We start from the raw sequence: 24,779 nt of genomic DNA on the forward strand, positions 1-24,779 counted from the left end.
GTCAGGGTTTGGAAATTTCCTGATGCAATGCCTGTAAAAACAGTTCTGCTTCAATTTTATTCGGAAAGATGCGCTGATACAGCCCCTTGTCCTGCATCGAGTGTGGTGTATATTCAATAGACACCATAAAACGCTCTTCATTCAATATTCTGTTCACTCTTAACGCAATAATATGTCGTGAATTCAAGTAAAAACCATCTTCAATTTTAACCAGCATCACTCAACCTCTTGTTCACGCCAGAACCCGGCTTTTTCACCTGAACCTTTCCAGGCTAAAAATAAAAAAGCTCACCACAATGATGAGCTTTTTTATTTAAATTATCTAAACACGTTTCAGCCTTAATTTAGCATACTCCCCGCGAATATGCGGGAAAGTTCACATAAAGTTACAGCTAAATACCGAGAAAATAAAATAAATCTTCATTATTCTATTTTTTCGAGCGAAAGCTGCACCGGTTTAGACATTCAGCATACTGTTTAAAGTTTCAACCACGTTTTTCGATTTCACCAAGGGCTTCAAGGTTTCCAGGGCCACCTGTACCTGACTGCGCTGTGGTTCATCCAGCGTATACCAGCGTGACAGCACCTGCAGCAAACGTGAACCTAAAATCGGGTTCTTTTCATCGAGGTATTTGGCCAGATGGATATAATGCTGCACCCCAAAACTCCAGGTATTTACCGGATTCATATTCAGACCACCACTGACCGAACGAATGCGGTTTGGCGTACCCAGATCATAGTCCGGATGCTGGGTTAAGGTATGAATGGTTTCAGCCGTTGCATTTGGATGGGAGGCCTGTACAGTAAACCACTGGTCTAAAGACAGCGCTTCATCTTTAAAGCGGTCATAGAAATCCTGCAGGCAGGATTCGGCTTGCGGTGCATCATTCCAGACCAGTACACGTAGCGCGCCTAAACGTTCTGACATATTGCCAGTATTCTGATACTGCTGATGCGCCAGATCAAAGGCTTCGGTATCGCCCTGACGTGCCATCAGACTGAGCATAATATTCTTCAGCGCACGCACGCCCATGGCCTGTGAAAACTCTTTTTGCAGGTCCGGGTCCAGACTTAGGTAAGTTTCCTTACAGAAAGCACCCAATTCACGCGCCAGCGTATTTAACAAGGCTTCACGTTTTTCCTGAATGTCCACCGGACTATAGTGCTGATCAATCCGGCTGCCCAAATAACCTTCGGTTGGTACATCAAAAATTCGTGAAGCCAGTAACGGGTCCTGATTGACCAGTGCCGGTACCGTGTTTTTCATGGCCTGAAGATAACTTTCTACCGCATGACCATTTAGCAAAATACGCTCCAGCAAGGTCTGGGTCGCCTGCCACTGGTTAAAGCCGTTGGTTTCATACTGCATCAGGAAGGCCAATTCGGCATCACTGGCATCAAATTCCAGATTCACTGGTGCCGAGAAATTACGTAACAGCGACACCACCGGTTTGGCGTTAATGCCGCTAAATTCGATAGTTGCCTCATCCTGATCAAACAGGTACACGCCATCTTTTACGCCATTTTCAAACAGGGCCTCAGATTGCAGCGTATATTGCTCGCCGGTTTCGGCATTAAACAGCGCCAAAGCCACCGGAATTGGCACGGCTTTCAGGTCTGGATATTTCGGATGCGCTTTCAGGCTCTGTTTAAAGCTTAAACGATAGGTTTGAGTCGAAGCCTCATATTCGCCATGTGCCTGCAGTTTTGGAGTACCCGGCTGGTTATACCAAGTTAAAAATGCCGATAAATCAACGCCTGAACCGGCAGTCAGTGCCGCAACCCAGTCTTCGACCGTCACCGCCTGACCATCATGACGGCGGAAATACTCATCGGTACCCGCGCGGAATTTTTCCTTGCCGAGCAAGGTCGACATCATGCGGTTAATTTCCGCCCCTTTTTCATACACCGTGGCGGTATAAAAGTTATTAATTTCAACAAAATGATCTGGACGTGGCGGATGCGATAATGGGCCAGAATCTTCCGGGAACTGATGCGCTTTTAATACAGCGACATCATCAATCCGTTGTACTGCGGCCGATTGTAAATCTTCTGAAAACGACTGGTCACGGAAAACGGTCAAGCCTTCTTTTAGACACAGCTGGAACCAGTCACGACAGGTAATCCGGTTACCGGTCCAGTTATGGAAATATTCGTGTGCGATGACCGACTGAACCCGCATAATTGCCGCATCGGTGGTGTATTCTTCATCGGCCAGCACGCAAGAGGTGTTAAAGATGTTCAGGCCCTTGTTTTCCATCGCGCCCATATTGAACTGGCTAACCGCCACAATCATATAGTTGTCGAGGTCATACGGCAGACCATAATGTTCTTCATCCCAGCGCATGGAATGTTTTAACGTTTCCATGGCGATGTGACATTTAGGAATATCTTTTTCTACCGCATAAATTTCCAGTGCCACATTACGGCCTTCAGAAGTCACATAGCTGTCTTTCAGCACCGCTAAATCGCCGACCACACAGGCAAACAGATAACTTGGCTTTTTGGTCGGGTCCTGCCAGATCGCATAATGACGCTGGGCATCGACCTCGCCTTTTTCAATCAGGTTACCATTGGCCAGCAGCACCGGATATTTTTTATCGGCTTCCACCCGGGTAGTAAATACCGACAGCACATCCGGACGGTCCGGATAGAAGGTAATTTTACGGAAACCTTCCGGCTCATTCTGGGTCACAAACAGATCACCAGCCTGATACAGACCTTCCAGCATGGTGTTGCTTTCCGGATGAATCACCACCTGGGTTTCAATACGTGCACGATCTGGCGCATTCTGAATTACCAGCTGTTCAGCATCAAGCTGATAGTCATTTTCGGTCAGTTGCTGACTGTTCAGATGAATAGATTTCAGCTCAAGGTCACGGCCCAGCAGCACCAGATCACCTTCGGTCTGGCGCTGCATCTCCAAAATAGCATTGACGATGGTGTGGTCTGCATACACCTGAATATCCAGATTAATTGAATCCACCAGAAATGCAGGTTTTTGATAATCTTTTAAATAAATAGTTTGGTCTGCTTCAACCACTGGATTTGCTGCGATATTCATATCATGTCCTAATTGTTTATACGCCGGGGCATTATGCGGATGATGTCTTGATCATACGCCAACTTTTTCAGTCTGTCTGCTGAATGCGCTTCTGTTCTAATATGGGCATCCGGCCACAACTTTTCAATTCATCATTCAACTAAATCTGTTTAAAAATACAGAGATGCTGAATTATGCAGCGAATCCAACAGCTTAATCTGCCCGCTAAAATCTTCTCGCGCTGGTGTTGCGCCATGCTGGTGCTGTTCTGCCCATCTGACCTGAAATTCTGCGCTATTGAGATACAAGTTCCTACATAAAGCTGCCACTTGACTACATTCTGTAATCAAAGACCTGTGATCTGTGCAGCTAAAAATATACTGCGAGATAAAACCGGATAATTTCCCAAGTCTAAACAGAGGCTTATTTAGACTTCGTCAAGATAAATCCGGTGACAATTCGCCAGCATTTGCGAAGGGAGATTTATTCAAATTTAGCTTTTCAATTTCACGTCTAGACTCAAACAGTTATCGGCTAAATGACGCTTTCAGTTGGATGGATCGCCATTTCAGCGTAGGTCATTACATTATTTTCAAATCGGCTACATTTTGTGCACGCTTCTTGCTTGTATTTAAAGGCGCCGAGCGCATGATAACAATGATGAAAAAACGAGAAGAGGTGTGAGATGTATTTAAAAGAGCATATCGTCCGTGTAGAAAATATTAAAACCCTGCAAACCCTCGATCAGGCCAACATCGACCATAAAGTGATTGCCCTCTTTATGAGCTGTGAAGGCATTCCCATGCAGACCAATGAAGTTACCTCTATTTTGAATACCTATGATGCCCTGGGCAGCAAGAAAATCCCAAGCAAAAAAGTACAGGCGCTGATTCAGGCCAAGCAACTTGGTGAGGAGGATGATTCGCTACCGTGTCCGGTATAATCTTCTCTCCTCTAACTTCCATTTAAAATACGGCGTCCTGCCGTATTTTTTATGAAAAAGAGCTGTTCAAGTCAGGGCGTTTAAATTCAGCATAGTGTCCAAGTTTTCTGCTTTATGTTTTTTTGAGCAAACCAATGCGGCCCAGCCATGTATAATCCAGACATCCTATTTCTAAAATGATGACTGCACCTGAATATGCTCCAGATTCTGCAAAAACAGTTAGATGAAAGCACCTCGTGTCCGCTGTGCCGCGCTGCCATGTATTGGGTGGAAGCCGAACAGTACGATCAGGAGCTGAGCTATCACGAGTGCAGTTACTGCGAACATAAAGTGTATCCGGGCAATTTGCACAGTTGTCATTGCCCGGCCTGTGAAAAAAAACGCAAACAGCTGATTAAAGAAGCGCTGGTACAGGAAAACCGCAAGCTCAAAAATAAAGGCAAAGATAAAGACATGATTGAGCACAAGCTGAATCAGTTAAGCTTTATCCAGAAACTGTTTTTATTGTCGATGCTGGACGATCAGGTACATGAAAATACCCAGCATGATGAATATATTTACTGGGAGCGAATTAAATTCCAGCCTTTTTCACCCAACTATTTATATCAGAAACAGCTGATCAAACAGCTGCTTGACCAGCAGATTCTGGTGGCCAAGGAATTTGCCGATGAAGCCGGCCAGTATTATGTGAATGTGCGGCTGGACGGTTATTCGGAGCCGAGCCTGTTCAGTATTACCCATCAGCTTCGACAATGGTTTTACCAGAATTTGAGTCAGGGCGTGCCCTTTCACAGTTCAGATGAAGTCAAAGATGCCATCTATGAACTGATGTATGAAAAAGTGGTGCAGTTCATGCAGTTTTATTGCCGCATCTGGCAGGTGCAAATTTCTGGCAATAACAGTTTTAAAAGCCTGTGTTTTCGCCTGCTGGACAGCCTGGCAGCGGGTCAGATTTTTTATCTGGTACAAACCGCGCTGGATTATCTGCATGGCCAGAAATTATTACAGCCGCGCAATGAAAAATTCATTAATACCAATCTGCTGAAAAAAACCGTAGAACAGTACCGTGAACGTGGCCTGCAAGAAAAATGGATGACCACCACGCTGCCACATCCACCACAACTACTGATGAGCAAAATGGTGGAAATTCTATTTTTCCGTTTTCTCAATTATGATGAAATGATCTTTGTACAACCGATCTGGAAAATCTGGGAAAAGATTGAACCGCGCTTAAAATTTTATGCCTTAAAACGCTGTATGCACTGCGGCTCGGATGAACTGGATGTCGATTATGATGCCCAGCATTATGTGTCCTTGTTCTGCCGTCGCTGTAAACAGCAAGACCACTACTTTACCCAATAAAGGGGTAACTGATGAATTATCCAGAACAGCTTTCCACTCTTGACAGCAGCCTGCCCGATGAAACCGCGGCAATGATTGAAAAAATTATTGAAGCCTGGAGCCTGCTTAAAACCCGGCAACCACTGGTGCAATGTATCACCAACAGTGTCGCCACCAATTACACCGCCAATATTCTGCTGGCTGCCGGTGCATCACCGGCCATGATTGATAATCCTTTTGAAGCAGAAAGCTTTAGCAGTATTTGCAGCGCCTTAAGTATTAATTTGGGCACACCGACCAGCGAACAGATGCAGGCCATGCAGATTTCGGCAGAAACGGCCCAGCGTCTTGCCAAACCGTGGGTGCTGGACCCGGTCGGTTATGGGCCCGTCTTAAAATGGCGCTCAGATATGGTTGATGCGCTATTGGCCTTTCAACCGAGTGTGATTCGCGGCAATGCGTCGGAAATTGGCGGCTTGGCCGGCGCACAGGTAGAATCCAAAGGTGTTGATTCGACCCTGGACAGCACCGCGGTATATGCACAGGCCAAAAGCCTCTTGGCGCATGCCGAATGTATTGCCATTTCCGGTGAATCCGATTTTATTCTGTCCAGACAGCTTGAACAGGTGGTGCAGGTGAATGGTGGCTCGGAATTACAGCCCAAAGTCACCGCAACCGGCTGTGCCCTAGGCGCTTTAATTGCGGCGTATGCCGCGGTCAGTCCGGTGACCATTGCCACCATTGCCGCGCATGTCCATTTTGCCATTGCCGGAAAACTGGCCCACGCGCAAAGTTCACAGGTTGGCAGTTTTAATGTGGCGTTTATAGATGCAATTTTCAGTCTGGATGCGGACACCATCCGTGAACATGCCGATTTAAAATTTCTGGCGCCTTAAGACACCTTCCGGTCCAAAGCAAAGTTGAGTGCCGTTTCGGTCAGGGTTTTACTGTCTAAACGGCAAATACACATCAGGCCGATGCCATCAAAATAGTCCGGTGCGTGTTGCAGAAAAAAATCGCAATGCGGATTGGCATGCACTCTTAACTGTTGCAGCTCCTCTTCACTGCGCAGCGGCACACAGGTCTGATGCACATAAATATCTTCATCACGCTTCTGGATGTCGTGTTGCCGGCTGGCTATCACCTGCAACACGCTTAAATAATCCTCCGGCATCCGGATATCACTGCGTGGATAAAAGCCCCGAACACGTGATACAAAATGTGCATAAAGCTTCGGCTGGTTGATGGTGGCAATAAACCACATGGGCGTTAAAGGATATTTAAAGCGCTGGTTCAGCATGGCTTTGAGCGCACTGTTGATGATTTTATGGTTGTATTGATGGCGATAGCTTTTTAAAAAACTGGCGCGTGAGTTGACCACCAGAGTTGGCTGATGTAACAGGGTTAAGGCCAACAGTGGAATAATGGTCTGCCCGACCAGTTTGCCACGATGATGATATTGAATAATAGTGACCGAAATTGCCTGCGGGTCATACAGATATTTCTTTAGCTCCTTTTCACAGGTTAACGTAAACACCTGCTGATCAAACTCGGCAATTTTTTCAAAAAAATAATCTTGTTGTTGTGTGGATAAGGCTTTGAAGTCAAACACCGTCTCAGTGATATCCATAATCCTTCACCCTATGATTGTTTTAATTTTTCAGACTCATTTTAGTGTCACAACCCGGAATCAGTTATCACTATTTTCCTGGATTTGTCCATTTTGTGATAAATCATTGTAATTATATGAAATAATTCATATTAATCAACATAATTGTGAGTAAATTTAATCTAATGATTTTACAACGCTTATCTGGGCTTTCTCGCTAAAAAACCTGATAATTCAGCGAATTAATGAGATCTGGTTAACATTTTAATTCGACCAAAGGTTATCTGCCTGCCATCTACACAACGGCGAAATAACCGTCGTTATATTACATGAATTTTCAACTAAAAATCAAAATGAATCATAAAAAAACCAGTGAAAAACCACTGGTTTTTGTGAAACAAAAAATGTGTGAAGAATTAAAACAACTGGAAAGCTTTAGATGCCCAGCCGCGTGCAGCCGATGAACTGACCGCAGGCAAAGGTTGTCCTCCATAAACTACGCTGCCCTGCCGATCCTGATAACTCATCCAGCCAATGGTGTCAGCAAAGCCAACTGGGGCTTGGCTATAGTCACACACGCCTTGCGGGAAAACCCGATGCAATCGCTGGAGCTGTTCATTGCTAAAGCGGACCGTATTGCCATAATCCGACACATTTAAAGGTTTCAGCTGACACTTGTTGGCATAGGTGGTCAGGCTGTCCCCGGCCACCATACGCGGTGTGCCATATACCGGTAATCTGAGCGTGCTGCACAGATTCTCGCGGTTAATGATGCCTGCAGTAATACAGGCATCTTTTACATCTGCCGGTTTGTTTTGGGTCAGTTTGGCAGCAATAGGCAAATCACTTAAGTCTTTTTCGACATTGCTTAACCAGCGGTCCATATCATTAAAGCTGATTTCCAGACATTTGGCATCGGCAATCATGACCAGATCACCGCCATAAATCACATGGTTATTATAATTGCCATGCGCTTTTTCCAGTCGTGCCCGAATAGCAAAGGCACGATAGGCATCATGGAACAGCGCCGGGTCCGGACCTCGACAGTCAATAATCGCCACTTTATTCAGGTTGTTTCCGACATTAATTAAGCCACTGCGATAGGCATTATTCAGCGCCGTATAATTGGCTTCTAGACGTTCAGGCACCGCCTGAATATCAATATCCACACCGCCTATTTTTTCGTTTAACTGTACAAACTGTTCTGGGGTGATGATATTTTTCATCAAGCTGTCTAGGCCATATTGTACCCCGACATTATCCATCGGCAGGCCGGCAAAACCGCGACCAATGCGTTTCTCAGTTTCGGTCCACAGCTCCGTTGGACGTGGGGCCAGCAAATTAATTGCAGCATCCTGAATCGAGCAACGAATGCCTTGAGGATTATTGGTGGCATGATATAACTGCGCCGATGAAATTCCCTTGCAGATGGTATTTGGCCGCGCCACATCAAACTGGGCCAGCTCACTGACATAGCCATTAATTTCAGAAATATGTCCCTGAACATGCGCAATCTGATGCGGCAAGAAGCTTAAACGACCTTCTGGAGTCTGGAAATAATTAATCATCAGGTGATAATCGGCGAACTGTGAAGCGGTACTCCAGGCATCAGGGAATGAGCAAGTGGGTAAAATCCCCTGATAAATTCCCGGATAGGCATTGGCCACCCATTGTGCTGCCAGCGCACCACCTGAACAGCCCTGCCCGATGGTATAGCGCAAGGTGCCATACTGCTCAATAAAACGCTCTTTGGCCATAATCAGCGATTCTGCCTGAATCGCCAGATTACAGTTATGACCGCTATGAGACAGTGCAGTCGACATCACCCCAAAGCCGCGGCCTAAAGCCAAAATGGTGACATCAGGCAAAATGGAACTTGAAGTGGCAATGACCGTTGGCGCAGAGGCAGACTGGTAATCATTACCACAGCTTTGGCCATGCGTGACCACCAGTTTATGGTTAAATTGCGCTTGTGGCTTTAAGGCGGTCCACGGCTGGTTCGGATCATACAACACCGCAAAACGGTATTCATCGCGGTTCTGATAGCCCACTTCCTCACGCACAATAAATGGCACCGTTAGTCCTTCATCGGTAGTGGTGGTGGCAATATTCTGACTGGCCGGCGGTTGTGCCGGGTCATAACTTTTAATGAGTCCCAAGCGATCTTTATAGTAATAGTTATATTGCACAGCCTTTTGACAGAACTGATCGGTCGACGCATTAGTACAGGTCCAGGGCTTTAACTGCGGGCCAGACAGTAACGGCCCACTTGAAGGATGATTGATCAGGCTTAAATTCTGATAATAACGCCCTGCTTCAACCTTGAGTTGATTATCGCCCAGTTTAAGTCCTTCAACTAAGGCTTGGCGCTGCTCATTGGCAAATGCATCACTAATATTTTGTCCATTCAGGGACACTTTCAATGCCGTAGTTTGAATATCATCGGGCAGATCCAGTTTCAGCAATACATCCGAGTCTGTAATTAAATCTGGCCGGGTGGATAACACCTCCACCATTTCCCGTTCTACTTTTGAAGATGTTCCTGAACCGGAAGAATCTCCACCTCCGCCACCACAGCCATACAATATGACACTACACACCGCAATATTGAGGCTATTGAATACCAGTTTTCCTTTCATACGCTCATCCATAAATTATTATTTTTCTGAAGTTTTTATATGTATAACTTCATTCATGAGCATAAAGATAATTTGACAACAACTATTGTCATTATTGTTATTTATTGTTTTATGGGCTGTTTTAAAAAATCACCAAAATCAGGGATAAAAACCAAATTCTGCTTCTGAATATCTGATTTAATTTCAAGCTATTTTGCATGACTAAAAAGATGAATAGTTATATAACTTTTACTTTAATTAACAAGGTAAATGATTAAATTCTTTTATTCCCGTGTAATATTTTCCGTCTTATTGGAAAATTTTTGTAACCATTTAACGATGAAATGAGAAATTCAAAACATCCAAGTTCCAGATAAAAAATGCTTATTTTTGAGCAATAAAACTTTCTCCCCCCACTTTTAACTGTGATCTTCTCCTTATGATCAGAAGATCAGAAAAAACTTTCGTAGGTTGAATTGAAAGAGTGTGCTTTAATACGCTGAGTATGAGATGAGCCTCTTACAGTATGTGCCTCAGATGTGCATACGACTAGCCCCTAACCATGGGGCTTTTTAATGTCTATATGATTTTGAAGTCGTATTAAAATTTAACCGAAAAATGCAATGATACTCTGAATCACCACAGCATTCACAATATCAATAAAAAATGCACCACATAGCGGTACGATTAAAAAGGCTTTGTGCGATGGACCATAGCTATTGGTAACTGCCTGAATATTGGCAATCGCAGTCGGGGTTGCTCCCATACCAAAACCACAATGCCCTGCTACCAATACAGCTGCATCGTAATTTTTTCCCATAATCCTAAAGGTCACAATTGCGGTAAATAAAATCAGTACCGCTGTCTGCGCAAACAAAATGGTAATGAGCGGGCCTGCCAAATCGGCCAGTAACCAGAGTTGCAGTGACAGTAAAGCCATAGATAAATACAGGGATAATGACGCATTTCCGAATACATCAATGGCACGGTCGAAAATATCGACTTTCAGTACATGCTCTAGGAAGTTACGTACAATCACCCCTGTCCCTAAAGCCCAGACAAAGGTCGGTAGTTCAAACCATCTTCCCTGACTGATCTCTGTCATTTCATTCGCAACAAATATACATAGTGCAAACATCCCCAAAGTCGACACTGCATTACTGGCTGTAATCAACCGGGTTTTCTTTGGATATTCGAAGGGTGCGGTGTTGATGCTAGTATCGAGTTGTTGTTCATTGGTCTCTTGCGCTACTGTCTCTGCCAACTGATTTCGTTTAATCAAGAATTTGGCAACCGGACCACCCACAAGCCCACCAATAACCAAACCAAAAGTAGCACTTGCCATTCCGAGGACAATTGCCCCCTGTATTCCATATTGAGTTTCAAGCACTTCACCCCAAGCACCGGCAGTACCATGTCCACCCGTTAAGGTAACAGAACCGACAATCAGACCAATCAATGGATCAAGCCCAAGTGCTGTGGCTAAACTCATGCCAACCGCATTTTGTACAACTACAAATAGAATGACACAGACCAGAAAGATCAGCAGTGATTTCCCACCTTCTTTGAGCTTGGTAAAGTCTGCACTTAAACCAACAGAGGTAAAGAACATCAGCATCAGAATGGTTTGAATTTCTGAGTCAAATGTGGCACTGATATTAAAAAATTTATAGAGAATAAAAGCTGTAATCGCTGCGATTAGACCGCCGATTACAGGTTCAGGTAAGTTATAGTTTCTAAAGAAGCTAATTTTACTAACAAGATACCGCCCAATAAAAAGAAAAAATACTGCAATCACCAAGGTGCCAAAGGCATCGATTTCATAATTCATAACATTCCCTATTAGCTTTATTTTCATACAGTTTTAGGAAAACAGTATGAAAAATCAATTTTAGAAATGTTATGCAAGTTATTGTTTCTAGTAATTGTTTAATTTATGTCCTAAATAGATTCAATTAATACGATGGAATATCATAAACCCAATTGTGTGCTTGCTGGTCTGTCGTACTTTCACAAACATAATAATCATGATCCCAAGCATCTTGATGGAAAATTTCCTTTTTGGTATAGGTGACATTTTTACCTTCTTCGACACAGATAAAGCTGTCACCTTGGTCTTTGACTTGGGTTCCATTGAGGAAACCACCAATACAGAGGAAGCGGGATTTTTTTGCCATGTATTTACTTCAACTTTTCATTTATTTAAATATACGTGGATTGAACGATCGAATGAGCCAACTGTAAAGTTTAAGTTATAAAGTGCGGAGATTACATCCAAATAGCAAACTCAAAATCTAGTTAAAAAATGCAGCATCCAATTTTGCTATCGCTGCTTTGAGTAATTTAATGTTCATATAGACATAGTTTTTTTTTGACATTATATATGACTTTCATAGGTGGAACATTTTCATATTCAAATTCTTGTAGATTTGGAAAAGTGTGTTTTAATGTTTTCCAATACTCAACATCATTGTATGTAATATCAATCAGACCAAGGAATTTTTGATCTGATTGATTAAAATTGTGTTCAATGCCAATGATTTGGTTTTGAAAGTACCAAAATATACCTATTTTCATAAATGAATTAATAGATCCAACTCACTTAAACAATCATTAATAAAATCATTTAAATCCTTATTATCTTTGATTGATAATAATTTAAAGGCATCGCCCGAAAAGCCTCTTAAATCACCTATAGCTTTACTAACCCATCCGTTAGGAATCTTTTTCCAATATTTAGGCTCTCCCCATGTCGGATTAAGTTTTAATATATCTTCCAATTTAGTGGAACTTTCTTCAGATAAAGCAATTCCATAGTGAAAATAATCTGTTGCAGCTACAAATATAAAATTAATGTCTGGCCTTTTCTTACTTTTCAATACACAGCCTATAACATCCCTTTCTGCAGCAGGATTTGAATTACTAATTTGTTTAAACCACTTTTTACAATTATTAGCTGTGTAGTGGATACTCTTAAATTCTGATGATTTTTCAAAATTTCCCGTTTCTAAAAATTTGCTTTCAACATATTCAAATAATTTAAAAAGCAATTCGCCACGATATGCGCTACTATTAAATTGAGTAGATAGCTTTCTGATTGCTTCTAATTCAACAGGTGTTATATCAACTAACATCTTTTTCAATTCCTTATTTACTGTTATCAATTCGCCAGTCAAAATTTTTAACAAATTTAAATATTGTCTAATTGCAGACTCTATATTAGGAGTTTCTTTAACCAAATATAAAATATGATTTTCAAGCCATTTTGTTATATCTTCTTTATAACTCAAACATTGTAAATCTATAGAATTTATTTCATTGTTAGTTATTAAAAAGTATTTATCATCCTTATTTATTATTTTACCTAAAGATGATTGAGAAGGTTTATTGCCTTGTAAAGTAAGATATATGATTGAAGGTGCTTTTTTCTTCTCAATACAATAATCATAGTATCTATTTAACTGTTTACTTTGATCCCCTGCATAAATCTTATTTTCTATTATTATCGCCTTATTTTTATTCTCTAACAACAAATCAATTTGACCTTGCGCACACCTAAATTCCCTTTTAATAGAAAAGAAATTATCTATCTCAAAATCCAACTTAAAATAACTAATGAAACTTTTTAAAAATAAATCCTTTTGCCCGTGTGTTCCGTTTGGATCTAATAATTCTTTAAGAATAGGTGTATGTGTAAATACTTCACTACTCCCAACACCTGATAACATCAATAAATTAAAAAAATCCCCATGAGCTTTATTTTTATTAATAATTTCTACAGTCTGCTTTATTAACTTATCAATGTATTCTTGCATTTAAATACTCAAAAAATAAGGGCTGATTACTCAGCCCTTATCTTATACCGCTTATTGCTTAATTATCAATTAATTAAGACAATTGAGCAGCAGCAATTTTTTTCGTATCTACATTTTTAGCAGCATCTGTATATTCAGACATTTGATCAAAGTTCAAGTACTTGTAAATGTCAGCAGACATGCTGTCGATTTGAGAAGCGTATTGTTGATACTCTTCTGGAGTTGGTAATTTACCAAGAACCGCAGCAACAGATGCAAGCTCAGCAGAAGCCAAGTATACATTCGCGCCTTGACCTAAACGGTTCGGGAAGTTACGTGTAGATGTAGACACTACAGTCGTGTTCGGAGCAACACGTGCTTGGTTACCCATACATAATGAACAACCTGGCATTTCAGTACGCGCGCCAGCTTTACCATAAATGTTGAAGAAACCTTCTTCCATTAACTGGTGTTCGTCCATACGCGTTGGAGGAGCCAACCATAGACGAGTAGATAAAGAACCACCAGGAACTTTATCTAGAAGTTTACCAGCTGCACGGAAGTGACCGATGTTCGTCATACAAGAACCGATGAATACTTCATCAATCTTGTCGCCTTGAACGTCAGAAAGCAGTTTCGCATCATCTGGATCGTTCGGGCAGCACAGGATAGGTTCGTTGATGTCAGCAAGGTCAATTTCATACACTTTAGTGTATTCAGCGTCAGCATCAGCTTTAAGCAGTGATGGGTTCGCTAACCATTTTTCCATGTTCTCAACACGGCGCGCCATAGTACGAGCATCGCCATAACCTTGTGAAATCATCCACTTCAGCATGGTGATGTTAGAACGTAGGTATTCAGCAACTTTCTCTTCAGAAAGTGTGATCGCACAGCCTGCAGCAGAACGTTCAGCAGAAGCATCAGACAATTCGAATGCTTGCTCAACAGTTAAGTCAGTTTCCATTTCTGTTAAGTCGATCTCTAAGATACGACCAGAGAAGATGTTTTTCTTACCTTTCTTCTCTACAGTCAGGTCACCTTCTTTAATTGCGTAGTAAGGAATCGCATGTACCAGGTCACGTAGAGTGATACCAGGCTGCATTTTACCTTTGAACTTCACAAGTACAGATTCAGGCATATCCAGTGGCATAACACCAGTCGCAGCAGCGAACGCTACCAGACCAGAACCCGCTGGGAATGAAATACCAATTGGGAAACGAGTATGCGAGTCACCACCAGTACCTACTGTATCTGGAAGAAGCATACGGTTTAACCAAGAGTGGATAATACCGTCGCCTGGACGTAAAGATACACCACCACGGTTCATGATGAAGTCAGGTAGTGTGTGTTGCATTTGCACGTCAACTGGTTTTGGATACGCAGCTGTGTGACAGAAAGATTGCATTACCAGGTCAGCAGAGAAGCCCAAGCAAGCCAGGTCTTTTAACTCGTCACGAGTCATAGGACCAGTTGTATCTTGAGAACCAACAGTGGTCATCTTCGGTTCGCAGTAAGTACCAGGGCGAACGCCTTGACCTTCTGGAAGACCACATGCACGACCAACCATCTTCTGCGCTAAAGTGAAGCCTTTGCCAGAGTCAGCAGGTTGTACTGGAGTACGGAATAAAGAAGATGGCTCAAGACCTAAAGCTTCACGTGCTTTACCAGTTAAACCACGACCAATGATCAGGTTAATACGGCCACCGGCACGTACTTCATCTAGAAGCACTGGAGTTTTCAGTTCAGATTCAGCAATTTGTTCGCCGTTTTTGAACGCAGTTACTTTTGCAGCAGCGTGATCGATTTTCAGAGTGATTTCATCACCCATGTTCATGTTAGAAACATCGATCTCAACTGGTAATGCACCCGCATCTTCCATGGTGTTGAAGAAAATCGGAGCAATTTTACCGCCTAAGCAGTAACCGCCGTCTTTTTTGTTGGGAATGTGTGGAAGTTCGTCACCGAAGAACCAAAGCACAGAGTTCGTTGCAGATTTACGAGAAGAACCTGTACCAACAACGTCACCAACGTAAGCAACCTGGTTGCCTTTCGCGATCAGTTCTTTAATTTGGTTTAATGGACCAACTTCACCAGGAACTTCTGGGTTGATACCATCACGAACGTTTTTCAGCATTGCATTTGCGTGCAATGGAATGTCTGGACGGCTCCACGCGTCTTGTGCAGGTGACAAGTCGTCAGTATTCGTTTCGCCTGTTACTTTGAAAACAGTCAGTTTGATTTCTTCTGGAACGTCTGGACGGCTAGTGAACCATTCAGCTTCAGCCCATGATTGAAGTACTGCTTTCGCATTGTCATTACCCGCTTTTGCTTTTTCAGCAACGTCGTGGAATGCATCAAATACAAGCAGGGTTTTCTTCAGAGCGTCAGCCGCTAAACCACCAAGTTCAGCATTTTCCAGAAGTTCAACTAAAGGCGCTACGTTATAACCACCAAGCATAGTACCTAGTAAGTAAACCGCACGTTCTTTAGAAACTAATGGAGAAGTCGCTTCGCCTTTTGCAACAGCAGACAGGAAAGCAGCTTTTACATAAGCAGCTTGGTCTACACCCGCTGGAACACGGTTTTCAAGCAAATCAACCAAGAAAGCTTCTTCACCAGCTGGCGGGTTTTTTAATAATTCAACTAATGCAGCGGTTTGAGCATCATCAAGTGGCTTCGGTGGGACTCCGAGTGCGGCACGTTCTTCAACGTGTTGGCGGTAAGCTTCTAGCACGGTGTTATTCCTCTTTTTTAAAAAATTACCTGTGAATTCCAGCTTGTTCAAAGCTTCACAAGTAATATGGACTGCAAAATTTTACTAAAATTCCAGTTAAAAGTTAATGCAAGGAAGGTGTTTCTTTGTGATGCTCATTATTTTATAACTAAATGATGTTCATATTGTTTATACAATAATCAAGCGGAGCACGTTTAGACCCGTCATTGCTGCTTTTAATCCACTTTAACCGAATTCTAAATAGAAAAAAGGCAACACTATGCTGCCTTTTCCGGGTTCCAATTACTATTCAACCTTAGTGTACCGTTGTACTGTTTAAATATTGCTGTAGATGTTCGCGACTGCCCTCAAATTTGACCTGAATTTCATCTTCATGCAGGGTACTATGCCCGGCACTGGCAAAGGAGATATTGACCTGATAACGCTTGCTGTCAGCATCAATAAGTTGTTGAAAATAGACTTTATCTCCAATACTGAGCACATAGTTGCTATTGCCAATAATGGTCACGCCCTGTTCATCTTCCAAGAGCAAATCTGCATGATGCAGATAACCAATCACGTCCATGATGTGCTCCTTTCTTCTGGCTATTGTTAAATCCATTATTCATTAAAAAGATAAGCTTTTCTATATTGGTGCTAAAGAAAAGTGTCACAATATATATTTATATTGCTTAGGCTATTTAGAAATAAGTAGAGGAAGGAAAATTAGGTTAAATATCCGCTTAAAAAAATAGATCATCGCAGCGAATTTTGATTATTGTTATCTATATGCAGAAATAGTGAGCACAAAAAAATGCCAGATTACAAATATGTCATCTGGCATTTTGGGTTCATGACTTAAAAACGTCGATAATCCGGCATTTCGTCATACGGCGTAGCCAGACATTTTTCTGTATATTGCGTTTTAATTTTCTCACGCGCGGCATCTACATCACCCTTCACTTCCTGTTCAGGCATGGCATAGACCGTTTCAATAATCTCAAAAATAAATTTGCGTGTGGTTTCATCTTCTACTTTGTCCGCATGGGCCAGTGCCTGATCTTTTTCAATGGCATTTTGACGATCCAGCATGATGGTTCGTGCTGCATTGCCAACACTGGTACAGTAACCTTTCCATTGCTCTTCCGGGGTTAAGGGCTTTTTCTCTGCACAGCCAGCCAATGCAATTACGGCAGCCAAAGCGAATAGTTTGTTCATGCATACTCTCCTATTTCCGCTATGATAATCAAAGTTATCCTGAATGAGAAATCGGCCAGAAAAAATGCGCCCGTGTTGAGCGCATTTTCAAGTTAAGGTCATACAGCTTAGAAACGCCAGTTATAGAAAATATCCACGGCACGTTCCAGCGACTGACTGGCTTCCAGATACAGACGTTTGTTCATCTGATAACGCAAGGTCAGCTTGTTCACCGGGGTAAACACGCCCACGCCATAACGGATAAACAGATCCGGAGTGATATAACCGGTCAGGCTGACCTGGGTATCATCCCCCGTACCCTGTGCATCTAAAGCCAACCCACTTAAACCAAAGGTACGCCCAATCTGGTTGGTCAGGGCACGCGTGCCGCCTAAACCAAGACTGATACCTGCCGCCGCAATGGTATTGTTGACATCGGAACGGAAACTGTCGGTCTGGCTTAAACCGCTGGCACCTTCGTTAATCCGGCCGGTAATCAGGGCATTTAGTGCTTCCTGCTCGGACAAGCCGGCATCGTTATAGACCTGAATATTCGGACCAGAAGCCGTTCCGGTCACCCGCACCCCGACTACGCTGCCCTGTACGCTCTTGTTGGCATCAATATCCAGACTCGGATTAGCTAATGGTCCATTAAAACGGGCGATGGCACGGTTTAAATCCAGACTTTGGCCATAGGCTTCAATCTTGACGCGCTGGCTAACCCCAATTGCACCATTGGCGCGCATGGCGGTTTCCAGACCACGCTGACTCAGATACAGACGGCCCACCAGTGGAATACGGCTGTCAAAGCCCTGGAAGATGACCTGATCGCCCAGATTCAGTTCCAGATCGGCACGAATATCCCAAGGACGCGCAGAGCGTAATACCGCCAGCTGGTCTTGCCCTTCATGCACCACACGCACATCCGAAGACAGATTCACCACCGGATCGGAAGCCTCAGGCATGGAAATTAACGCACGCGGCACATCGACCTTGCCATTTAAGCTTAAACGTTTCTGAGTCGGAAAAACCTCCATGGATAAATCCGGCGTCACAATGGCAGTAATTAGCGGCGCCTGACGCACCAGCAGATTATCCCCTTTTAAGTTCAGCTGAATTTTCGGTACGCCTTTCCAGTCAACATGACCGGTTAAATGTCCCACGCCCTGACCACTGTTAAATGCGCCATTAATTGTGGCCGAATCCTGTCGAATCGAGGAATACAGCTGCACATTGGTCAGGTTCACCGGCAGGGAAATCATACTGATGGCACCATCTTTCAGACGCATTTCACCGGTCAGTAATGGCTGGGTTAACGTACCGCCGACCTTACCGGCAAAGGACAATACCCCAGCCATAGAACGCACATCGGCAATAAACGGCTTAAAGACTTTTAACTGCACTTCATTAAAGGCAATTTCACCGCGCATCGGCTTACGCTCGGTATATGGATCAATAATAACATTGGCATAACCGGCACCAATTTCCGGGGTTTTCACATCCAGTCGAATTTGCAGACCTTCGGCAATACTTTTAGCCACCACAGCCACCTGATCATAGCTTAAGGTCGAACCCAGTTCTTGCGGGTCATCACCTGCCAGACCAATGACCCCATTACGGGTTACCAGACGTGCATCAATTTTTGGCCGCTGGCCTTGTGCCCAGGAGGCTTTGGCATGTCCATTGACTTTACCGGTAATCGCCAGACCTTCCGGCATAAAGGCGGCAAAATCGTTCAGGTCGACATTGCGCGTTACAAAGGACACATTGCCTCGGTTTTTATTGACCCGAATTGGCTGGTCAAAACACAACTGGCTTTGCTGGCTCATCCAGCAATGCGCACCCACAAACAGATCACTGGTTTTGGTCTGGAAGATGACCGAGGCATTCTGACGCTGCACCAGACGGGTTCTTAAGGAGTCAAAATCACCTTTCTGGATTTGACCCAGCCAGTTATTTTCAGCATTAAAGCCGCCGGCCAGCTGCACATAGAAGCTACTTAAACGGTTTTCCGCTTTCACTTTCAGCAGATGCGCCTGGCGGGTACCGGCCAGTGAAATCTCGCCTTTTTGAATTTCACGGTTGCCGCTACGTAAATTTTCCAGACTGGCCGTAAGCAAGGTTGGGGTATTTTCCGAGGTCGGCAATTCACCGCGTAAACGCATTTTGCGTACGCTAAACAGGTTATTTAAACCAAAATCATCGACCACCAGATTGGCGGTGGCCTGCAAACGTGGTTGCGACTGCACATTTAAATAGCCATAAGCACGGCCACGCAAACCGGCATACAGTTCATACAGTGCTGGTGCATTCAGTTTGATTCTCAGGTTTTGTGCATTACCAGTAGCCTGAATCTGGTTCTTGGCATAGGCCAGATATAAATTATTGGCCTCAAACTGCTGCGGCAGGAAACCTTGCTGATTGGCATCCATCAACAGGGCCAGATTACCGGTACCACGTACCGGTTTATTGTTGATCATGCCGGCCAGATTGAGCTTTTCAATATTGATGCGTTTAAGCTGATCTGACCAAACCCCTTGGGTACGTACATTTCCCGACAGCTCGCCGCGCACACTCGAGACAAAATAATGCGGTTTAAAGCGGATTAAAGAGGCGTTCAGGTTCCAGCCAATGCCATTTTTCAGGTTCAGCATACCATTGGCCAGAATCTGCCCGGCCACACCGTCATGACGCAGGTCTGAAATCTTGATCAGCTCCGGTGTACCGGACAGTTTCAGCTTTAAACTGCCCTGACTGGCTTCCAGCAGACTGCTGTTGAGCGCGCCATCATAATTGACCGCGAAGCTCTTGAAGCCGCCACCCGCACGTTCATCATGGAACAGCAAGGCCACGGTACTGTTCCCGGTCAAATGCACTGTTTCATCCTGCTCGGCCAGACGACCGCGTAAATCAATATTGTTTAAATGAATAATCTGCTGGTTTGGACTGGCAAAACCATTGGCCTGCAAACGGCCATTCAGCAGATTGACCGGAGCAGCATCAGCAATGATTTTCGGATTAAAATTATCCGCGTTTAAGGTAGCATTCCATTTGAGCTGGCGTTTGTCGGTTGGCAGTTCAATCAGCGCACGGCCCGTCAAGGTGCCGGCGCCGGCGTTATAACTAAAGCTTGGTACATCCAGATTATTGTTCTTCAGATTCAGCTCAGCCTTATACATGCCCGCTGGTAAAGCACCCTGCTCATGCTGCGCCACCTGGGTTGCGACAAAAATCTTTTGCTGGCCTTCGACCAGGGCCATCTGCACATCACCCGATTCACTGGATAACCAGCCAATATAAGGCATCGCGCGGTCAATATTGTTCCAGCGCACATCCAGTACCATGGGGTTTGGCTGGCGGTTTTTCGGCGCATTCTGATCCAGTTTCAGGTTCCAGGTTTCATAGCGGTCGAAATCGACCTGCGCCGTCAGATGAGTTCCATTTTCTAAATGGCCTTTAGAGGCAATTTGAGCATCCAGACTTGGCGGCAGAAAATCCTGCACCACTTGCGGAATGAGTGGGTCTTTCGGATTAATCTTGTCCAGGCGACCGGTAATATCCCAGCTGACGCGCTCGTTCCAGCCGACCACACCAGCCACATTCACGGCGCCCTGCATCAGCTGGCCATTTAAGTTGCTGATGTTCAGCTGATTGACCAGATCGGTATGCATGAGCGCGGTATATTGTCCTTTTGGAATATCTTTACCTGTCAGATCGGTAGCGACATCTAAATCCAGACGCTTGATATCACCCTTAAACTTGGCTGTGCCGTCTTCTGTATACAGCTCCCAGTCTTGTAACAGCGGCCAATGGTATTGATTGAACTGCAGCTCGCCAAACATGGGCACATTTTTACGCATTGGATGCAGCACCACCCAACCGGTGAGCAAATCGGGCGTATAGGTCGCCACCCCGGCCTGAATGGTATCTAAAGACCCTTTGGCCACCACTTTAATATCATGAATATTCAGGCTGTTATTTAACGAAGGTAAATTCACATCACCAATGGCATTCAGCGGATATTTGCCATAAAAATCCATATCTCCGCTGGCATTTTTGACCGACAGATAATCCATACGCATACTGGAATCTTCAAATTCCAGTTTGGTGCCCGACCACAGCGCATCGTTCAGGATCACATCATAAAAATTGACTTTGCTGCCACCTGAAGTCTGAATCAGCAAACGGTCCAGATCGGCATGATCAAGCCGGAGTACAAAAGGCAGACGGATTTCATTAAACTTGAATGGTCCATCACTTGGCGGTCCTTTGGTGGTAATTTGCAGATTACGCACATCGGCATGGGTAAAATGGATTTCCTTATTCAGCACGGCGCGCCAGCCCAGCATGACATCAGCGCGGTCAATTTTGACATCGACTGATTTTAGCGTAACCAGAATATTGCGCAGAATAATACCGCGTAATAAGTTTCCGCCTTCATATTCATACTGAATGATCTGCTGACGTTCCAGCACCCGGTCAAGCAGGAATTTACTGCCACGGTCGGTCGAGAACATGATTGCCAAAGCCGATACCAGCAACACCACCATAAACAGCAGTGACAACAAGGCACTTCTGACTATTCTGCGCTTTTTGGGTACAGGCGCGGGTGTATTTGGTTGCTGTTCAACTTCAGCCATAGTTCTCTCTAAATCTTAATTTTATAATTGCGAGCCAATAAAGAAATGCAGACGAATTGGATGATTCTCATCCGAAATGCCCGAAGCAACATCGACCCGAATTGGGCCAATCGGTGATGCCCAGCGTACCCCTAAACCGATACTGTATTCGGTCGGATTGCTAAAATCGGCATCATAGGCATTACCAAAATCGCTAAAAATTGCGGCGCGCCAGCCTTCCCTGAATTGATAGTTATATTCCAGCGAGCCCACCCCAAGTGCTTGTCCACCAATTTTAAAGCCATCAATTTGCGGAGACAGGCTCTTAAAGTCAAAACCGCGAATGGTCTGATCCCCACCAGCAAAGTAACGCAGATTATAAGGCACTTTGCTAAAATCTTCGGTCACGATATAACCCAAATCGGCACGACCGACAAACTGATGATCGTTATTTTCACCCAGAGAATAAATAAAACGCCAGCCGGCATTTAAGATTGCCATATCGGCATCGGACAACAGGCTTTCACTGCCGAGTTCAACTTTATAAATCTGCTTGAAACCACGGGTCGGATTGACACGCGGACTGCTGTCAGTACGCGACAGTTCATAACCAAACAGTAAAGATTGCTGCTCGGTGGAACCATTGCCAATAAAGGCGTCAGGAATCTTGTCAATATCGACCACACCGTTCTGGGTTAAACGGTCCAGACGGTAACGCAGACCATAAGCATGTTGCCAGCTGCCACGCGGGTTTTTAATAATCCGGTCGGCGCCGGCCACTGCCGATTCAATTAACAGGTCATTGCCGGCAGAAACATCGCTACGCTCTTCACGCTCATAACCGGCCACCAAAGTAATATAGTCATTCAGTGGATGATTATAGGGAATGCTATAGCGGCCATCTAAAGACTGGCGGATTTCAGATAGTTCCAGGTTGGCATCGAAGGAGTGACCACGACGGTTAACAATGGCCCGGCGATACTGGCCACGTACACGCATTCCGGTATCTGTGCCATAACCGGCACCGACTTCTGCACTGTTCAGCTTGTCGGCGTTCAAAGTCACAATCACCGGAATTTTCTTTTCCAGACGTGCCTGTTCTTTTAGCCGTTCTTCTTCTGACTGCTGGGTTTCCTGTTCGACTCGCAGCTGACGGATGTTTTCATTCTGCTCGGCTTCCTGAGTGCCGGCAAACTGGTCTTCATCCACCACTGACTGGGTCACTTCTTCAGTCGAGCTTAAATCTTTCTGGTCCTGAACCGGCTGGAAGTCTTCAGCGGAAAGTTTGCGCTGATCAACCAGGGCCTGAATATCCGGTGGCAACTCTGTTGGGCGTCCCAGCGGATCGGGACGCATGGTATCGACCAACGTATAGTTAAAATAACGTGAGTTGGTCAGGTTATTGGCCAGACCGTTGACCCGCCAGAAAGTATAATCGGCGCCATCTTCCCACGGCACCATGCTTTCCAGAATATCCATATCCAGAGGAAATTCTTTGCTCGGATCGCTCATCCGGAACTGGGCCGGCCCCAACGTATAACGCTCGCCGGTTTCATAGCGCAGATTAATATCGGCAGTATTTTGCGGCTGCGCCACTTTCACGTCATGCAGGCGCCAATAGCCATCAAAGAAACCGTTATTGGAGGCAGCATCATTAATCCGGGTTTTGGTCTCTTCATACAGACCGTGGTGAAACACATCGCCCACATCCTGATCGGGCAGGACGCGAATTACCTGGAACTGTGCCAGATTCTCACCTGGGCCGCTAAATTCAATATTCTGCTCCTGCACACGCACCGGTGTATTTGGTGTGACCAGAACCCGCACCCGGCTGTCATTCAGCTTTTCAAACTTGAATTCGGCATGATAAAAGCCGACGGCCTGTGCCGCCTGATTAGATAAAGAACGCAGCTGTGGTAAAGCCGAGGGAAAATCGGCAAAAGATTCCTGGGTAAAACTGGACAGTTTGCCGCGCACATTGGCACGCAGATTTTCCAGTGCCGTGGCATAGGCCTCTGCGGAAACTTCACCACTATTTTCGGCGCCGGTAATCACCACATCGGCACTAATCCGGGGCACCCGTGCAGTATTTAACTCACGCGGTGGACGTACCTTATACAGCAAGCGCCGGAAAAACCCCGGTTTATCGGCATCGGCCACTTCTGTATTCAGGCCCAATTCAGTCAGGGTTCGGCCGGAGGTATTCGCTTCCACCACAATCTGGCTGTCGGCGCGAATACTGTCCATGAGCTGGTCGACATTGACCGGAGACTGGTTAATTTCGGCCAGTTCCTGCTGGGTGGCATCATTAATCAGTACTTCGGTATTCTGCTCGGCGCGATACTGGCGTGCTTCCTGTTTGGCCTGTTCAGCGATCTGGAAAATTTCTGCGGCCATATTGGCATCGACCGGCATTACCGGTAAATCATCCAGATTTTCCAGTTCAATTGGCTGAAACGCGGCTATCGGTTCACTGCTATTTTGCTGCTGTTGCAACATCTCCAGACTGTCCGGCTCAGTGCTGGGCACCTGAAAATTCTCAATTTTTTCTAATTCTTCAGGGGTATCTTTGCCTTGGCTGAGCGCCAGATCGCGAATTTCCTGTTTCATGTCGGCCGATGCGACCGGATCGCTCACCGCTTCCGCCACTGCGGGAGGATTTTGACTAAAGCCCTGCTGTGCGACTAAACTTAAAAAGATGCTCAGACAAAGTTGTCTGGAATGCCTCCACTGAATTATGGCATGCATACTGTTAGACAGCGCAGACTTTTTAAAAGTTCGGTTCACAAGCATAGAAAACTCTAAATTTAATCTTTTTAATGGAAAAATCCGCAATGAAATGTTCGCTAACAGACTCTAATTTATTGGATTTTTTCAACAGTGAAAACACTGCAAAATATCA

Annotated in this window: 15 protein-coding genes; 3 read left to right on the forward strand and 12 right to left on the reverse strand. The window is 44.6% G+C overall.

Annotated elements, in window-relative coordinates; translation table 11 throughout:
- Position 1 precedes the first annotated feature (1 nt).
- Together P253_RS05365 and pepN are read right to left on the reverse strand one after the other, a co-directional pair.
- Positions 2–217 carry a hypothetical protein gene (locus P253_RS05365; protein ID WP_005178631.1) on the reverse strand — a complete coding sequence of 72 codons (216 nt, stop codon included), beginning with the start codon at positions 215–217 and terminating at the stop codon, positions 2–4.
- A gap of 240 nt (positions 218–457) precedes the next feature.
- Entirely contained in the window at positions 458–3,064 is a 2,607-nt protein-coding gene (pepN, locus tag P253_RS05370) for an aminopeptidase N (protein WP_016659071.1), read from the reverse strand.
- 664 nt (positions 3,065–3,728) lie between these two features.
- Between pepN and P253_RS05380 the strand changes: the two genes are divergently transcribed.
- From P253_RS05380 to thiM, 3 genes are all read left to right on the forward strand, one after another.
- Positions 3,729–3,986 (forward strand): hypothetical protein, encoded by a 258-nt coding sequence (locus P253_RS05380; RefSeq protein WP_005178638.1) that lies wholly within the window; start codon positions 3,729–3,731, stop codon positions 3,984–3,986.
- Positions 3,987–4,181: 195 nt separating this feature from the next.
- A complete protein-coding gene (locus P253_RS05385; protein ID WP_016659072.1) occupies positions 4,182–5,348 on the forward strand; it encodes a hypothetical protein in 1,167 nt (388 codons plus the stop codon).
- An 11-nt stretch (positions 5,349–5,359) separates the two neighbouring features.
- On the forward strand, positions 5,360–6,223 hold the full coding sequence (thiM, locus tag P253_RS05390; protein ID WP_016659073.1) for a hydroxyethylthiazole kinase: 864 nt from the start codon (positions 5,360–5,362) through the stop codon (positions 6,221–6,223).
- On the opposite strand, the gene P253_RS05395 is transcribed toward thiM, so the two are convergent.
- The 10 genes from P253_RS05395 to P253_RS05445 all read right to left on the reverse strand — a co-directional run bounded on the left by P253_RS05395 (position 6,220) and on the right by P253_RS05445 (position 24,670).
- The gene (locus P253_RS05395) at positions 6,220–6,957 is read right to left on the reverse strand and encodes a hypothetical protein (RefSeq protein WP_016659074.1); all 738 of its coding nucleotides are present in this window, start codon (positions 6,955–6,957) and stop codon (positions 6,220–6,222) included. The genes thiM and P253_RS05395 overlap by 4 nt on opposite strands.
- Positions 6,958–7,352: 395 nt before the next feature.
- Positions 7,353–9,575: a DUF6351 family protein gene (locus P253_RS05400; RefSeq protein ID WP_016659075.1), complete on the reverse strand. Its 2,223-nt coding sequence runs from the start codon at positions 9,573–9,575 to the stop codon at positions 7,353–7,355.
- 586 nt (positions 9,576–10,161) lie between these two features.
- Positions 10,162–11,385 carry a sodium/glutamate symporter gene (gltS, locus tag P253_RS05405; protein ID WP_016659076.1) on the reverse strand — a complete coding sequence of 408 codons (1,224 nt, stop codon included), beginning with the start codon at positions 11,383–11,385 and terminating at the stop codon, positions 10,162–10,164.
- 124 nt (positions 11,386–11,509) lie between these two features.
- Positions 11,510–11,731 (reverse strand): hypothetical protein, encoded by a 222-nt coding sequence (locus P253_RS05410; protein WP_016659077.1) that lies wholly within the window; start codon positions 11,729–11,731, stop codon positions 11,510–11,512.
- A 396-nt stretch (positions 11,732–12,127) separates the two neighbouring features.
- Positions 12,128–13,369 carry a PDDEXK-like family protein gene (locus P253_RS05420; RefSeq protein ID WP_016659079.1) on the reverse strand — a complete coding sequence of 414 codons (1,242 nt, stop codon included), beginning with the start codon at positions 13,367–13,369 and terminating at the stop codon, positions 12,128–12,130.
- Between the two features lie 73 nt (positions 13,370–13,442).
- The gene (locus tag P253_RS05425) at positions 13,443–16,082 is read right to left on the reverse strand and encodes a bifunctional aconitate hydratase 2/2-methylisocitrate dehydratase (RefSeq protein WP_016659080.1); all 2,640 of its coding nucleotides are present in this window, start codon (positions 16,080–16,082) and stop codon (positions 13,443–13,445) included.
- Positions 16,083–16,377: 295 nt separating this feature from the next.
- Positions 16,378–16,647 (reverse strand): hypothetical protein, encoded by a 270-nt coding sequence (locus tag P253_RS05430; RefSeq protein WP_005178664.1) that lies wholly within the window; start codon positions 16,645–16,647, stop codon positions 16,378–16,380.
- Between the two features lie 272 nt (positions 16,648–16,919).
- Entirely contained in the window at positions 16,920–17,279 is a 360-nt protein-coding gene (locus P253_RS05435; protein WP_016659081.1) for a hypothetical protein, read from the reverse strand.
- A gap of 107 nt (positions 17,280–17,386) precedes the next feature.
- Complete coding sequence (locus P253_RS05440) at positions 17,387–21,898, reverse strand: translocation/assembly module TamB domain-containing protein (protein WP_016659082.1); 4,512 nt, start codon at positions 21,896–21,898, stop codon at positions 17,387–17,389.
- 21 nt (positions 21,899–21,919) lie between these two features.
- Positions 21,920–24,670 (reverse strand): autotransporter assembly complex protein TamA, encoded by a 2,751-nt coding sequence (locus P253_RS05445; protein ID WP_016659083.1) that lies wholly within the window; start codon positions 24,668–24,670, stop codon positions 21,920–21,922.
- Positions 24,671–24,779: the final 109 nt, after the last annotated feature.

This window comes from Acinetobacter indicus CIP 110367 (assembly GCF_000488255.1).
In the GTDB taxonomy this organism is placed as follows: Bacteria; Pseudomonadota; Gammaproteobacteria; order Pseudomonadales; family Moraxellaceae; genus Acinetobacter; species Acinetobacter indicus.